At 73.3% G+C, this 13,417-nt stretch carries 16 protein-coding genes; 14 read left to right on the forward strand and 2 right to left on the reverse strand.

All coding sequences use genetic code 11. The features are described 5' to 3' along the window. Nucleotides 1–105 precede the first annotated feature (105 nt). The 13 genes from ACIGAQ_RS02810 (at nt 106) to ACIGAQ_RS02870 (ending at nt 10,277) form a co-directional block, all read left to right on the forward strand. Complete coding sequence (locus tag ACIGAQ_RS02810; RefSeq protein ID WP_399778670.1) at nt 106–2,082, forward strand: FAD-dependent oxidoreductase; 1,977 nt, start codon at nt 106–108, stop codon at nt 2,080–2,082. Beyond that, a complete protein-coding gene (locus ACIGAQ_RS02815) occupies nt 2,079–3,926 on the forward strand; it encodes a transketolase (RefSeq protein ID WP_399778672.1) in 1,848 nt (615 codons plus the stop codon). The genes ACIGAQ_RS02810 and ACIGAQ_RS02815 overlap by 4 nt, the downstream gene beginning before the upstream one ends. Further along, nucleotides 3,923–4,852, forward strand: coding sequence for a non-homologous end-joining DNA ligase (gene ligD, locus ACIGAQ_RS02820; protein WP_399778674.1), 930 nt, complete (start codon nt 3,923–3,925; stop codon nt 4,850–4,852). The genes ACIGAQ_RS02815 and ligD overlap by 4 nt, the downstream gene beginning before the upstream one ends. Nucleotides 4,853–4,946: 94 nt before the next feature. Further along, nucleotides 4,947–5,318, forward strand: a complete 372-nt coding sequence (locus tag ACIGAQ_RS02825) for a gas vesicle protein (protein ID WP_399778676.1) — start codon at nt 4,947–4,949, stop codon at nt 5,316–5,318. 49 nt (nt 5,319–5,367) lie between these two features. After that, nucleotides 5,368–5,790, forward strand: coding sequence for a gas vesicle structural protein GvpA (locus ACIGAQ_RS02830; RefSeq protein ID WP_094055989.1), 423 nt, complete (start codon nt 5,368–5,370; stop codon nt 5,788–5,790). Continuing rightward, nucleotides 5,787–6,560 (forward strand): GvpL/GvpF family gas vesicle protein, encoded by a 774-nt coding sequence (locus tag ACIGAQ_RS02835; protein WP_311680939.1) that lies wholly within the window; start codon nt 5,787–5,789, stop codon nt 6,558–6,560. Before ACIGAQ_RS02830 ends, ACIGAQ_RS02835 begins: the two co-directional genes overlap by 4 nt. Nucleotides 6,561–6,564: 4 nt before the next feature. Further along, entirely contained in the window at nt 6,565–6,828 is a 264-nt protein-coding gene (locus ACIGAQ_RS02840; protein ID WP_094055987.1) for a gas vesicle protein GvpG, read from the forward strand. Next, on the forward strand, nt 6,825–7,451 hold the full coding sequence (locus ACIGAQ_RS02845; RefSeq protein ID WP_399778679.1) for a DNA primase: 627 nt from the start codon (nt 6,825–6,827) through the stop codon (nt 7,449–7,451). Before ACIGAQ_RS02840 ends, ACIGAQ_RS02845 begins: the two co-directional genes overlap by 4 nt. Further along, the gene (locus ACIGAQ_RS02850; protein ID WP_399778681.1) at nt 7,448–8,668 is read left to right on the forward strand and encodes an SRPBCC family protein; all 1,221 of its coding nucleotides are present in this window, start codon (nt 7,448–7,450) and stop codon (nt 8,666–8,668) included. The genes ACIGAQ_RS02845 and ACIGAQ_RS02850 overlap by 4 nt, the downstream gene beginning before the upstream one ends. Beyond that, on the forward strand, nt 8,665–9,003 hold the full coding sequence (locus ACIGAQ_RS02855; protein ID WP_311680943.1) for a gas vesicle protein: 339 nt from the start codon (nt 8,665–8,667) through the stop codon (nt 9,001–9,003). The genes ACIGAQ_RS02850 and ACIGAQ_RS02855 overlap by 4 nt, the downstream gene beginning before the upstream one ends. Then, a complete protein-coding gene (locus tag ACIGAQ_RS02860) occupies nt 9,000–9,755 on the forward strand; it encodes a GvpL/GvpF family gas vesicle protein (RefSeq protein WP_399778683.1) in 756 nt (251 codons plus the stop codon). Before ACIGAQ_RS02855 ends, ACIGAQ_RS02860 begins: the two co-directional genes overlap by 4 nt. Nucleotides 9,756–9,771: 16 nt before the next feature. After that, nucleotides 9,772–9,960 (forward strand): gas vesicle protein, encoded by a 189-nt coding sequence (locus ACIGAQ_RS02865; protein WP_003994122.1) that lies wholly within the window; start codon nt 9,772–9,774, stop codon nt 9,958–9,960. Continuing rightward, nucleotides 9,957–10,277: a gas vesicle protein K gene (locus ACIGAQ_RS02870; RefSeq protein ID WP_094055982.1), complete on the forward strand. Its 321-nt coding sequence runs from the start codon at nt 9,957–9,959 to the stop codon at nt 10,275–10,277. Before ACIGAQ_RS02865 ends, ACIGAQ_RS02870 begins: the two co-directional genes overlap by 4 nt. Before the next feature lie 88 nt (nt 10,278–10,365). On the opposite strand, the gene ACIGAQ_RS02875 is transcribed toward ACIGAQ_RS02870, so the two are convergent. After that, entirely contained in the window at nt 10,366–11,184 is an 819-nt protein-coding gene (locus ACIGAQ_RS02875) for a class I SAM-dependent methyltransferase (protein ID WP_311680948.1), read from the reverse strand. Nucleotides 11,185–11,283: 99 nt separating this feature from the next. Then, entirely contained in the window at nt 11,284–12,774 is a 1,491-nt protein-coding gene (locus ACIGAQ_RS02880) for a diacylglycerol/lipid kinase family protein (protein WP_399778686.1), read from the reverse strand. 90 nt (nt 12,775–12,864) lie between these two features. Between ACIGAQ_RS02880 and ACIGAQ_RS02885 the strand changes: the two genes are divergently transcribed. Next, nucleotides 12,865–13,407 carry an MOSC domain-containing protein gene (locus ACIGAQ_RS02885; RefSeq protein ID WP_399778688.1) on the forward strand — a complete coding sequence of 181 codons (543 nt, stop codon included), beginning with the start codon at nt 12,865–12,867 and terminating at the stop codon, nt 13,405–13,407. Nucleotides 13,408–13,417 lie beyond the last annotated feature (10 nt).

The raw sequence follows: 13,417 nt of genomic DNA on the forward strand, positions 1-13,417 counted from the left end.
CCGCCGGAAACCGGCCGCACCGGGCGGGCGGACGTTTGGGTGTTCCGGCCAGGGGGACGCGGAAGGCTCCCGAGGTACGCGAACAGCGCCGGAGGCGAGTCAACCGTGAGTCGACCCCGCATCGTGATCGTCGGTGCCGGTTTCGCCGGATACCGCACGGCCCGCACCCTGTCCCGGCTCACCCGGGGCCGGGCCCACATCACCCTGCTGAACCCGACCGACTACTTCCTCTATCTGCCCCTGCTGCCCCAGGTCGCCGCCGGCATTCTGGAGCCCCGCCGGGTCACGGTCTCCCTCTCGGACACGCTGCCGCACGTACGGCTGGTGCTGGGCGGGGCCGACCGGATCGACCTGGACGAGCGCACCGTGCACTACACGGGGCCCGAGGGCGAGGAGGGCACCCTCGCCTACGACCGGCTGGTGCTCGCCGCGGGCAGCGTCAACAAGCTGCTGCCGATCCCCGGCGTCGCCGAGCACGCGCACGGTTTCCGCGGGCTGCCCGAGGCGCTGTACCTGCGTGACCACGTGACCCGGCAGGTCGAGCTCGCGGCCGCCGCAGACGACGCGAAGACGTGCGCCGCGCGCTGCACCTTCGTCGTGGTCGGCGCGGGCTACACCGGTACCGAGGTCGCCGCGCACGGGCAGATGTTCACCGACGCGCAGGTCCGCAGGCACCCGCTGCGGCGGGGCATGCGGCCGCGCTGGATGCTGCTGGACGTGGCGCCGCGGGTGCTGCCCGAGATGGATCCGAAGCTGTCCGCCACCGCCGACCGGGTGCTGCGGCAGCGGGGCGTGGACGTGCGGATGGGGACCTCGGTGAAGGAGGCCACGCACGACGGGGTCCTGCTGACCGACGGCGAGTTCGTCGACACCCGCACCCTGGTGTGGTGCGTGGGCGTACGGCCCGACCCGCTGGTCGAGTCCCTCGGACTGCCGATGGAGAAGGGGCGGCTGCTCGTCGACCCGCAGCTGCAGGTGCCCGGGCGGCCGGAGGTGTTCTCGTGCGGTGACGTGGCGGCCGTGCCCGATCTGGAGAAGCCCGGCGGCTACACGCCGATGACCGCGCAGCACGCCTGGCGGCAGGGCAGGATCGCGGCCGAGAACGTCGCCGCGTCCCTGGGCCTCGGCGGGGCGCGCAAGCCGTACCGCCACCGTGACCTGGGCTTCGTCGTCGACCTGGGCGGTGCGAAGGCCGCGGCCAATCCGCTCGGCGTGACCCTCTCCGGCGTACCGGCGGGCGCGGTGACACGGGGCTACCACCTCGCCGCCATGCCCGGCAACCGGGTGCGGGTCGCCGCCGACTGGCTGCTGGACGCCGTACTGCCGCGCCAGGCCGTGCAGTTGGGGCTCGTACGGTCCTGGTCCGTGCCGCTGGACACGTCGTCGCCGGAGGTCGCCCGGGTGCCGGGCGGGCCCGGGCCACGGCAGGGGACGAGCGCGCGGTCGGGGCCGGGAGCGGCGATCGAGACCGACACCCAGGGCGGGGGAACCGGGACCGACACCCAGGGCGGGGGAACCGGTGCGGGACCCGAGGGGGCCCGGGCCGGTGACGAGCCCGCGAAGGGGCGGCCCGGACCCGCCCAGGCCGGCCCCCGGCCCGGGTCCGGGCCGGCGGTGCTGCGCCCCTTCGAGTCCGACACGGCGAAGGGCCGCCCGGCCGGGGCGACGACGACAAACCAGCCAGCCGAGGCGACGGCGACACACCAGCCGGGCGGCGAGCCCGCGAAGAACCAGCCGGGTGGCGAGCCCGCGAAGAACCAGCCCGGTGGCGAGCCCGCGAAGAACCAGCCGGGTGGCGAGCCCGCGAAGAACCAGCCCGGTGGCGAGCCCGCGAAGAACCAGCCCGGTGGCGAGCCCGCGAAGAACCAGCCCGGTGGCGAGCCCGCGAAGAACCAGCCGGGCGGCGAGCCCGCGAAGAACCAGCCCGGTGGCGAGCCCGCCAAGAACCAGCCGGTCGGTGGGAGCCAGGACGTGGCCGGACCGCCGCCCCCGGACGATCAGCCGCCCCCGGGGCCCGGTACCTCTCCCGGGCCCGTCAAGCGAACCGACGCCCCGGACGACTCCGCGAAAGGAGACTCATGAACACCGGTGAACTCACCGACCTCGGACAGCAGCTGCGCGTCGACAGTGTCCGCGCCGCCGCGGCGGCGGGCTCCGGGCACCCGACGTCCTCGATGTCCGCCGCGGACCTGATGGCCGTCCTGTTCGCCCACCACTTCCGCTACGACTTCGACCGCCCGGCCCATCCGGGCAACGACCGTTTCGTGCTGTCCAAGGGCCACGCCTCACCACTGATGTACGCCGCGTACAAGGCGGCCGGCGCCATCGACGACGAGGAACTGCTCACCTTCCGCAAGCTGGGCAGCCGGCTCGAAGGACACCCCACCCCGCAGCGCCTGCCCTGGGTCGAGACGGCCACCGGCTCGCTCGGGCAGGGCCTGCCCGTCGGTGTCGGCATCGCCCTGGCCGGCAAGCGCCTGGACCGCAGCGACTACCGCACCTGGGTGCTGTGCGGCGACAGCGAACTGGCCGAGGGCTCCGTCTGGGAGGCCGCCGAGCACGCCGGCCACGAGCACTTGGACAACCTCACCGTGATCGTCGACGTCAACCGGCTCGGCCAGCGCGGCCCGACCCGGCACGGCCACGACCTGGACGCCTACGCCCGCCGCTTCCAGGCCTTCGACTGGCACACCATCGAGGTCGACGGCCACGACGTGGACGCCGTCGACCGCGCCTACGGCGAGGCCGCCTCCACCAAGGGCCAGCCCACCGCGATCCTCGCCCGCACCCTCAAGGGCAAGGGCGTCGAGGCTGTCCAGGACCGCGAGGGCCTGCACGGCAAGCCGCTGCCCGAGGCCGACGAGGCGATCGCCGAACTCGGCGGCCCGCGCGACCTGCGGATCCAGGTGCAGGAGCCGCCCGCCACGCGCATGCTGCACTCCGTCCACACCGGGGACATCGAGCTGCCGCGCTGGGAGCAGGGCGAGGAGGTCGCCACCCGCAACGCCTTCGGCGAGGCGCTCGCCGCGCTCGGCACCGGACGCGGCGACATCGTCGCCCTGGACGGCGAGGTCGGCGACTCCACCCGCGCCGAGGCCTTCGCCAAGGAGCACCCCGACCGCTACTTCGAGTGCTACATCGCCGAGCAGCAGATGGTCGCCTCCGCGGTCGGGCTCGCCTCCCGCGGCTGGGTGCCGTACGCCACCACGTTCGCGGCGTTCCTGACCCGGGCGTACGACTTCATCAGGATGGCCTCCGTCAGCGGCTCCGGCGTCAACCTCGTCGGCTCGCACGCGGGGGTCGCCATCGGCCAGGACGGGCCCAGCCAGATGGGTCTGGAGGACCTGGCGATGATGCGGGCGGTGCACGGCTCGACCGTGCTGTACCCGTGCGACGCCAACCAGACCGCGCGCCTCGTCGGTGCCATGGCCGGCCTGGAGGGCATCCGCTACCTGCGCACCTCGCGCGGCGAGACCCCGGTGATCTACGGCCCGGACGAGGAGTTCCCCGTCGGAGGCAGCAAGGTGCTGCGCTCCTCCGGCGAGGACCGGCTGACGCTGGTCGCCGCGGGCGTCACCGTGCACGAGGCGCTGGCCGCCGCCGACGCGCTGGAGGAGCAGGGCATCCGGGCGCGGGTGATCGACCTGTACTCGGTCAAGCCCGTCGACCGCGCCACCCTGCGCCGGGCCGCCGAGGAGACCGGCTGCCTGGTGACCGTGGAGGACCACCACCCGGAGGGAGGCATCGGCGACGCCGTCCTCGACGCGTTCACCGACGGCCGGCCCGTGCCGCGCCTGGTGCGGCTCGCCGTGCGGACCATGCCCGGCTCGGCGTCCCCGGACGAGCAGCTGCACGCCGCCGGCATCGACGCGGAGTCCATCGCGGCGGCCGGACGGCTGCTGGTGGAGGAGGCGGTCGTGCCGTGAGCGACGGCGACGGCACGCGCCGCGTGCGGGCGGGTCGCCGCACGGTGGAGGTGCACCGGCCGGACAAGGTGCTCTTCCCCGGCGGCGGCGACGCCAAGGAGTACACCAAAGGCGACCTGATCGACTACCACCGGGCCGTGGCGCCCTTCATGCTGCCGCACCTGCGCGGCCGGCCCCTGATGCTGGAACGGCACCCGGACGGCATCGACGGACCCCGCTTCATGCAGAAGAACACCCCGGAGCACTATCCGGAGTGGATCAAGCGGGTCGAGCTGGCCAAGGAGGGCGGCACCGTCCGCCACGCCGTGTGCGACGACACCGCCACCCTGCTCTACCTGGTCGACCAGGCCAGCATCACCCTGCACCGCTGGCTGTCCCGCGCCGACAGCCCGGACCACCCCGACCGGATGGTCTTCGACCTCGATCCGGCGAGTGACGACTTCGAGGCCGTCCGGGAGGCGGCCGGCCTGCTGGGGGAACTGCTCGACGAGCTGGAGCTGCCGTCGGCGCTGATGACCACCGGCTCGCGCGGACTGCACGTGATCGTGCCGCTGAACGGCCGGCACGACTTCGACGAGGTGCGCGCCTTCGCCCGGGACGTCGCCGACACCCTCGCCGAGGCCCACCCCGACCGGCTCACCACCGCCGCCCGCAAGAAGGAGCGCGGCGAGCGGCTCTACCTCGACATCCAGCGCAACGCCTACGCGCAGACCGCCGTCGCGCCCTTCACCGTCCGGCCCCGGCCGGGCGCGCCCGTGGCCACCCCGATCACCTGGGAGCAACTGGAGGATCCGCAGCTGAACGCCCGCCGCTGGACCGTCGCCGACGCGGTGGAGCAGGCGCGCACCGACCCCTGGTCGGGCCTGCTCGCCCGGGGCCGGGCGCTCGGTCCGGCCCGGCGGCGGCTGAACGCCCTGCGCGGCTGAGTCCGCCCGCCCCGAAAACCGGGCGGGTGGCAGATGCATGCGTCCGTAGAGGTTTGGCGAACACGCTTGCGGCCACACGGAGGGGGAGGTGGCCATGTCGAACACACAAAACACGCAAGACTCACAGAGTTCACAGAAGTCACAGGACTCCCAGAACTCGCGATCTTCGAACGACCAGGAGACGGCCCGGAAGCGGCCGAGCCCGATGGAGGTGCTGCGCCAGGCGCGCGGCCAGCTCGCCGAGCTCACCGGCATGGAAGCCGAGTCCGTGTCGTCCTTCGAGCAGACGGAGGAGGGCTGGGCGCTGGAGGTCGAGGTCCTCGAACTCGAGCGTGTGCCCGACACGATGAGCCTGATGGCGAGCTACCAGGTGGAGCTCGACAGCGACGGGCAGCTCACGGGCTACCGGCGGGTCCGCCGCTACGAACGCGGTCGTTCGGACGCGCGCAGGTCCGGCGGCCGCTAGGCCGCCCGGCCGGACCACCCGTACCCATACAGGAGGAGGAACACCCGGCATGACTGTCGTACCGGCACAGCAGACCGGCGGCGGAGGCGGCAGCAGCGGTCTCTACGACGTGCTCGAACTCGTTCTGGACAGGGGGCTCGTGATCGACGCGTTCGTCCGTGTCTCCCTGGTGGGCATCGAGATTCTCAAGATCGACGTCCGCGTCGTCGTCGCCAGCGTCGACACCTATCTGCGCTTCGCCGAAGCGTGCAACCGGCTCGACCTGGAGGCCGGGCCGCGCAAGGACCCCGGCCTGCCCGACCTGGTCGGGGAGATGACCGAGTCCGGCGCACGCGGCAAGTCCAAGGGCGCGCTGTCCGGCGCCGCCGAGACCATCTCCGACGCCTTCAAGCAGGGTCGGAGCGAGAGTGAGACCGAATCGCGTCCGCGTGCCCGCAAGACGTCGGCGCGCCGGAAGGAGGAGCAGGAGTGAGCACCTACGTCTACGGCATCGCGGCGAGCTCCCACCCCGCCCTCCCGGAGGGCATGGGCGGCGTCGGCGACCCGCCCCGCCCGGTGCGTATCCTGCGCGAGGGCGACCTGGCCGCCGTCGTCAGCGAGGCGCCCGAAGGCCTGCGGCCCAAGCGCAAGGACCTGCTCGCCCACCAGAACGTGCTCAGCGAGGCCGGCGCGGCCGGCTGCGTGCTGCCGATGCGGTTCGGCAGCGTCGCCCCGGACGACAACTCCATCACGGCGGTGCTCGCCGAGCGCGCCGAGCACTACAAGGAGCGGCTGCGGGCCCTGGACAACCGGGTCGAGTACAACATCAAGGCCAACCACGTCGAAGAGGCCGTCCTGCACCAGGTGATGGCCGAGAGCCCCGACATCCGGAGCCTGGCGGAGGCCAACCGGCAGGCGGGTGGCGGGAGTTACGACGACAAGATCCGGCTCGGGGAGATGGTCGCCGCCGCGGTCAAGGCCAAGGAGGCCGACGACGGCGCCGCCCTGCAGCGCGCCCTGGAGGGCGTCGCGGACGACGTCAGCGTGGGCCCCGAGTCCACCGGCTGGCTGGCCAATGTCTCGTACCTGGTGGACCGGGAGTCGGCCGAGTCCTTCCTGGCCGCGGTCGAGCGGGCGCGCAAGGACATGCCGCACCTGGAGGTGCGGGTCAACGGCCCGCTGCCGCCGTACAGCTTCGTCGAGCCCGGCCCGGCCGAGCCGGCCGGCACCGCCGCGGGTGGCACGGACACCGGAGCGGGGTGACGACGTGGGCCTGATCTCTGAGGTGCTGCTGCTGCCGTTCGCACCGGTACGCGGCAGCGCCTGGGCCATCAAGCAGGTCGTCCAGGAGGCCGAGCGCATCTACTACGACCCCGCCACGATCCGGGCCGAACTGGCCCGTCTGGAGGAGCAGCTGGAGGCCGGGGAGATCACGGAGGAGGAGTTCGACCGGCAGGAGGACGAACTCCTGGACCGGTTGGAGACCGCTTCGCGCGGGAGCGCGGGAACAGGCAACGGGACGACACGATGAACCGAATGGGACTGGGTCTCGCCGTGGGGGCCGGATACCTCCTGGGACGGACCAAGAAACTCAAGATGGCAGTGGCCGTCGGCGGACTGGTGGCCGGCAAGAAGCTGAACCTGAGTCCGCGCATGGTCGCGGACCTGGTCCAGCAGCAGCTGCAGAACAACCCGCAGTTCAAGGAGATCGGCGACCAGCTGCGGGGCGAGCTGCGCGGGGTGGGCAAGGCCGCCTCCGGCGCCCTGGTCGAGCGCCAGCTCGACGCGCTCGCCGACCGGCTGCACGGCCGTACCGCCCAGATGCGCGAACAGCTGACCGGCGGGGGGTCCGGCCGCCGCGACGAGGACGCGGACGACGCCTACGACGACGAGGACGAGGAGCCCGAGGGCGAGGAGCCCGAGGACTCCGGCCGCGAGGAGGACGAGGAGCCGGAGGCCGAGAGGGCTCCCGCCAAGAAGGCTTCGGCGAAGAAGGCCGCGAAGAAGGCCCCCGCCAGGAAGGCCCCCGCGAAGAAGACGGCGGCGGCCCGCAAGACGGCGGCGAAGAAGACCTCGGCCGCGAGAAAGACGGCCGCGGGGAGCCGGGGCGGCGGCAGCCGCTCCCGGCAGCCGAAGGGAGGCGGTGAGGAATGACCGACACCCTCGGATCGGCGAAGTCCGCCGCGAACGGAGCGTCGAAGAACCCGCTGGCCGACGTGGCCCACAGCGAGGCCGCCGACCGGCTGAAGGCGGAGGTGCAGGAGTACTTCGCCGCGCAGGCCACCCGCATGCTGACCGGCGTGGGCCGCAAGCTCGGCGAGACCACCGGCAAGCTGAACGACATCGCCGAGGGCAACAGCCCCGGCCTCGGCAAGCTCGCCCTGTCGGGCGGCCGCAAGCTCGCCGAGGGCAAGAGCCCGCTGCGGGCCGCGGTGGAGACCGGCGGCTCGGCCCTGAAGGACAAGGTCACCGGCGCCTTCAAGAACCTGGGCGGCGGCGGCAAGAAGGGCAAGGGCCGCTCGGGCAACAAGCCCACCGTCATCATCGAGCACATCGACGTGGGCGTGTCTCTGCGCACCGCCTACGACCAGTGGACGCAGTACCAGGACTTCAGCACCTTCGCCAAGGGCGTCAAGAGCGCGAGCCGCGACGACGACACCCACTCCGACTGGCAGGCGAAGATCTGGTGGTCCAACCGCAGCTGGAAGGCGAAGACGACCGAGCAGATCCCCGACGACCGCATCTCGTGGACGTCGGAGGGCGCCAAGGGCACCACCAAGGGCGTGGTCTCCTTCCACCGGCTCGCGGACAACCTCACCCGCGTCCTGCTGGTCATCGAGTACTACCCGTCCGGCTTCTTCGAGAAGACCGGCAACATCTGGCGCGCCCAGGGCCGCCGCGCCCGGCTGGACCTGAAGAACTTCGCCCGGTTCATCACGATCAAGGGCGAGGCGGAGGACGGCTGGCGCGGCGAGATCCGCGACGGCGAGGTCGTCACCAGCCACGAGGACGCCCTCGCCGAGGAGGAGTCGGAGTCGGAGGAGTCGCAGGAGCCGGAGGAGGGCTCGGAGGACGAGCCCCGCGCCGAGGACGAGGACGACGACACCGAGGCCGAGGACGAGGACGACGACACCGAAGCCGAGGACGCCGAGGGCGACGAGCCGGAGGGCCGGTACGAGGACGACGAGGAGGAGGACCTCGACGAGGAGCCCGAGGGCGAGTACGAGGACGACGAGGCCGAGGCCGGCTACGACGAGGCCGAGGGCGAGGAAGCGCCCGAGGACGAGCCCGAGGCGGAGTACGACGAGGACGACGAGGCCGAGGAGGACGAGTACGAGGACCAGGACGTCGAGGCGGGGAGCCGGCGATGACGACGCCCAGCAGGATGCCCGAACCCTACGGCCAGGCCAGCGGCGCCAACCTCGCCGACATCCTGGAACGGGTGCTCGACAAGGGCATCGTGATCGCGGGCGACATCCGGATCAACCTGCTCGACATCGAACTCCTCACCATCAAACTGCGGCTGATCGTCGCCTCCGTCGACAAGGCGAAGGAGATGGGCATCGACTGGTGGGAGACCGACCCGGCTCTCAGCTCGCGGGCCCGCCGCGACGAACTCGCCCGTGAGAACGCCGAGTTGCGCGAGAGGCTGGCCCGGCTGGAGGAGCTGGAGCCCGGCCGGGCGGAGAAGAAGGAGGCACCGTGACCGGACTGCGGTACGTCTACGCCGTCTGCCGCCCCTTCAGTACCCCGCTCCAGGCCCAGTTGACGGGGGTGGCGGGCGATCCGCCCCGAGCGCTGACTCACCGCGGCCTGGTGGCCGTGGTGAGTCACGTACCGGAGCGGGACTTCGCCGAGGAAGCGCTCCGGGCCCGTCTGGAGGACCTGGACTGGCTGACCGGGACCGCCCGCGCCCACCAGGGCGTGATCGACGCGCTCACCACCGTCACGACCCCGCTGCCGCTGCGGCTCGGCACCGTCTTCCTGGACGACAGCGGCGTCCGGTCGATGATCGAGGCCCGCGAAGAGGACTTCCACCGCACCCTCGACCGGCTGGAGGGCCGTGTCGAGTGGGGGGTCAAGGTCTACGCCGAGTCCGAACCCCAGCAGAGCGCCGGGCCGGCGGACAAGCCGGCCTCGGGCCGGGACTACCTGCGACAGCGGCGTATGCAGACGCGGTCGCACGAGGAGATGTGGCAGAAGGCCGAGGCGTTCTCGACCCGGCTGCACGAGAGGCTCTCCGCGTTCGCGGAGGACTCCCGGCTGCACCCGCCGCAGAATCCGGCGCTGTCCAAGGCGTCCGGGCGGAACGTGCTGAACGCCGCCTATCTCGTACCGCGCGCGCACTCCGAGGAGTTCGTGGAGATGGTCGACCGCACCAAGGACGAGGCGCCCGGGATGCGCGTCGAACTCACCGGCCCCTGGGCCGCCTATTCGTTCGCCGGGGAGGACACATGAGCGACGGGGAGAAGCCGTGACCGTAGTGGAACGCCGTGAGGTGGCCCTCGTGGACCTGCTCGACCGGCTGCTCGCCGGCGGCGTCGTCATCACGGGGGACATCACGCTGCGGATCGCCGACGTCGACCTCGTCCGTATCGACCTCAACGCGCTGATCAGTTCGGTGAACGCCCAGGTGCCCTCACCGTTCGAGGAGCTGCTGTGACCTCCCCCGAGCCCCGGCCGGGACCCGGCGAGCCCGACCGTCCCCGCCGCAGGGTCGAGCTGGAGCCCGACACCGTCGAGCGTGACCTGATCAAACTCGTGCTGACGGTCGTCGAGTTGCTGCGCCAGCTCATGGAGCGCCAGGCGCTGCGCCGGTTCGACGTGGGGGATCTGAGCGAGGACCAGGAGGAGCGGATCGGCCTCACGCTGATGCTGCTGGAGGAGCGCATGGCGGAGCTGCGCGACCGTTACGGCCTGCGGCCCGAGGACCTCAACCTGGACCTCGGGCCGCTCGGCCCGCTGCTTCCCCGGGACTGACCGCGGTCCCGCACCGCCCCGCCCCGGCCCCGTCCTGCTTCCGCAACCGGCTGACCGGGGGACCGGGCCTTGCTCGCGGGGAACCGGCTCAGTCCTTGCGGCAGAGGATCTCGCCGTGCAGGACGCTGAACCAGCCGTCCTCCCGTGCACCCCACTCCCGCCAGGCCCCGGCCACCTCCCGCAGCTCCTCCTCGCTCGCGTGCCCGCCCTGCAGAGCCCGGTCCGCGTACGCCGACGCCAGCGTGCGGTCGGCCCACAGACCGCTCCACCAGGCGCGTTCCCCGGGGGTCGCGAAGGTCCAGGTGCCGGAGCCGGCCGTGATGTCCGTGAATCCGGCCCGCAGCGCCCACGCCCGCAGCCGGCGCCCCGCGTCCGGCTCACCGCCGTTGCCGCGGGCGACCCGGCGGTACAGGTCCAGCCAGGCGTCGAGCCCTGCGGAGGCCGGATACCAGGTCATCGCCGCGTAGTCGGCGTCCCGCACGGCGACGAACCCGCCGGGCCGGGTGACCCGCTTCATCTCGCGCAGCGCGCCCACCGGGTCGCCGACGTGCTGGAGCACCTGGTGGGCGTGGACCACGCAGAAGGTGTCGTCGGGGTGGTCCAGCGCGTGCACGTCGGCGACGGCGAAGTCGACGTTGGTCAGCCCTCGCGCGGCCGCCGTGGCGCGGGCCCGCTCCAGGACCTCCGGCGCCCGGTCGACTCCGGTGACGTGCCCGTCGGGCACGAGCTCCGCCAGGTCGGCGGTGATGGTGCCCGGCCCGCAGCCGACGTCCAGGATCCTCATGTGCGGCTTGAGCGAGGGCAGCAGGTAGGCGGCCGAGTTGGCGGCGGTCCGCCAGGTGTGCGAGCGCAGCACCGATTCATGGTGGCCGTGCGTGTAGACGGCGGTCTCCCGAGGTTCCGGCATGGCGGACCCCACCCCTTCCGTTCCGGTTGGCATGGCATCACCGTACGCAGCGCAGCCGAATAATGAGACCGCCGTCCCGGGATGCGGACTGACGACCTGTCAGTACCCGGTGATCGGGCGGTAGACCGTCAGCGCCCCGGGCAGCTTCTCCAGCGTCACCCGGCCCTCCACCTCGGTGACCTCGCCGTCATAGGCGAGGAGCGTGCCGGGTGCCACGTGGTCCAGGCGCAGCCGCTTCACCTGCACGGCCGCGTGGACGGGGGAGCGGGTCAGGGGTCCGGCGAGCGCCGCCGCGAGCAGCCGCACGGCCGGCCGGCGGCCCCCGTGCACGACCCGTACGTCGAGCTGCCCGTCGGCCAGGTCCACCCGGCGCCCGGGCGCCAGCCCCATGCGGTGGTACGTGCCGTTGCCGGCGAACAGCAGCCACAGGGGACGCCTGCGCCCCCGGAACTCCGCCTCCAGTGGATGCCGGTCGGCCCGCAGCACGCGCAGGACCGCGAGCACCCCGGCCGGCCAGCCGCCGATCCGGTGCGACCGGCGCTCCCGCTCGCGCACGAGCTCCGGATACACGCCGACACTGCAGGTGTTGAGGAAGACGCCGTGCCGGTCCCCGCAGGAGTACCGCCCCACGTCCACGCGTACGGCGTCGCCCTGGCGCAGCGCGCGGGCCAGATCGCGCACGTCCTCCACGCCGAGGTCGTGGGCGAAGTGGTTGAGGGTGCCGCCCGGCAGGACCGCGAGGGGCACACCGAAGCGCAGGGCGACGCGCGCCGCGGTGTTCACGGTGCCGTCGCCGCCGCACACCCCGAGGACCCGGGCACGGGCGGCGGCCTTCTCCAGCTCGGCGCACACGTCGTCCGGTGCGCACTCGACGACCTCGGCCCGCGGCAGGGCGTCCCGCAACGCCCGGGCCCGCTCGGCGGTTCCCGAGGAGGTGTTCGCCACCAGCACGAGCCCGTCGCCCTCCAGCAGCGCCGGGACCTCGGCGCGGGGGCGGGCCGGCGGGGTGGTCTGCCCCCGCGTCGGCACCAGGCCGCGCAGGGCGAACGCGGCGCCCACGCCCACGGCCGCGCCCGCCAGGACCTCGCTCGGGAAGTGGGCACCGGTACGGACGCGCGCGAGGGCGACCGAGCCGGCCACCGGGGCGGTGACCGCGCCCCAGGCCGGGGACTCCAGGGCGACACCGGCCGCGAAGGCGGCGGCCCGCGCCGCGCGGCCGGAGGGGACCGAGGTGGTGACCGGCCGCAGCCTCCGCAGCAGCGGGAACGGGGCCAGGGCCGGCCGGGGGCGGCGGACCGCGCGCGGACCGAGGGCCCTCACGGCGAGGGAGGACAGGGCCGTCGAGGCCAGGCCGCGGGTCGCCGCGCGCCGGGCGCGGGGAGTACGGCTCGCCGCCAGCGCGGCTGCCGCCGCGAGCCACACCGCACCGGGGCCCGCGCCGCCGCCCGGCCCCGGTGGCGCGGGGCGCGCACCCCGCCCGCGCCGGGCCGCGACGGCCCGGAAGAGGCGGGCGTCGAGGGCGAGGGCGCGGTCGAGCAGGGGATGGCGCCCGGGCTTCGTGGCGGTGAGGTCCAGGTCGGGGGTCGTCATGACAGGCGGGTACCCGGCGGGAGCCGGCGCACCGCCGCCGGGAGTTGGGGTCGAGGCTCGGCATCACCACTGCGGAGGGGGACCGGGGCCATGAGCGGGCGAGTGACGGCGGTCAGCAGCAACGGCGAGTACACGTTCACCAAGCCGAACCGGGACAGCATCACCCTGCTGGCCGGTCTGGGGGTGGAGGGGGACGTGCACGCCGGTGTGACGGTCAAGCACCGGTCGCGCCTCGCGCAGGACCCCACGCAGCCGAACCTGCGCCAGGTGCACCTCATCCACGAGGAGCTCTTCGCCGAGCTCCGCGAGGCGGGGTTCGAGGTGGCGCCCGGGCAGCTCGGCGAGAACATCTCCACGCAGGGCATCGACCTGCTCGCCCTGCCCACCGGCACGCTGCTGCACATCGGCGACCGCGCGGTCGTGGAGGTGACGGGGCTGCGCAACCCCTGCCTGCAGATCGACCGTTTCCAGGACGGGCTGCTGAAGCGGGTCGTGGGCCGGGACGCGGCGGGCAACGTCGTGCGCAAGGCCGGGATCATGAGCGTGGTACGCGAGGGCGGCGTGGTACGCCCGGGCGACCCGATCAAGACGGAACTCCCCGCGGAACCGCACCGGCCCTTGCGGAAGGTCTGACCGTCCGCGG

The sequence above is a fragment of the Streptomyces sp. NPDC085932 genome, from assembly GCF_044540525.1.
GTDB classification, from domain to species: domain Bacteria; phylum Actinomycetota; class Actinomycetes; order Streptomycetales; family Streptomycetaceae; genus Streptomyces; species Streptomyces levis.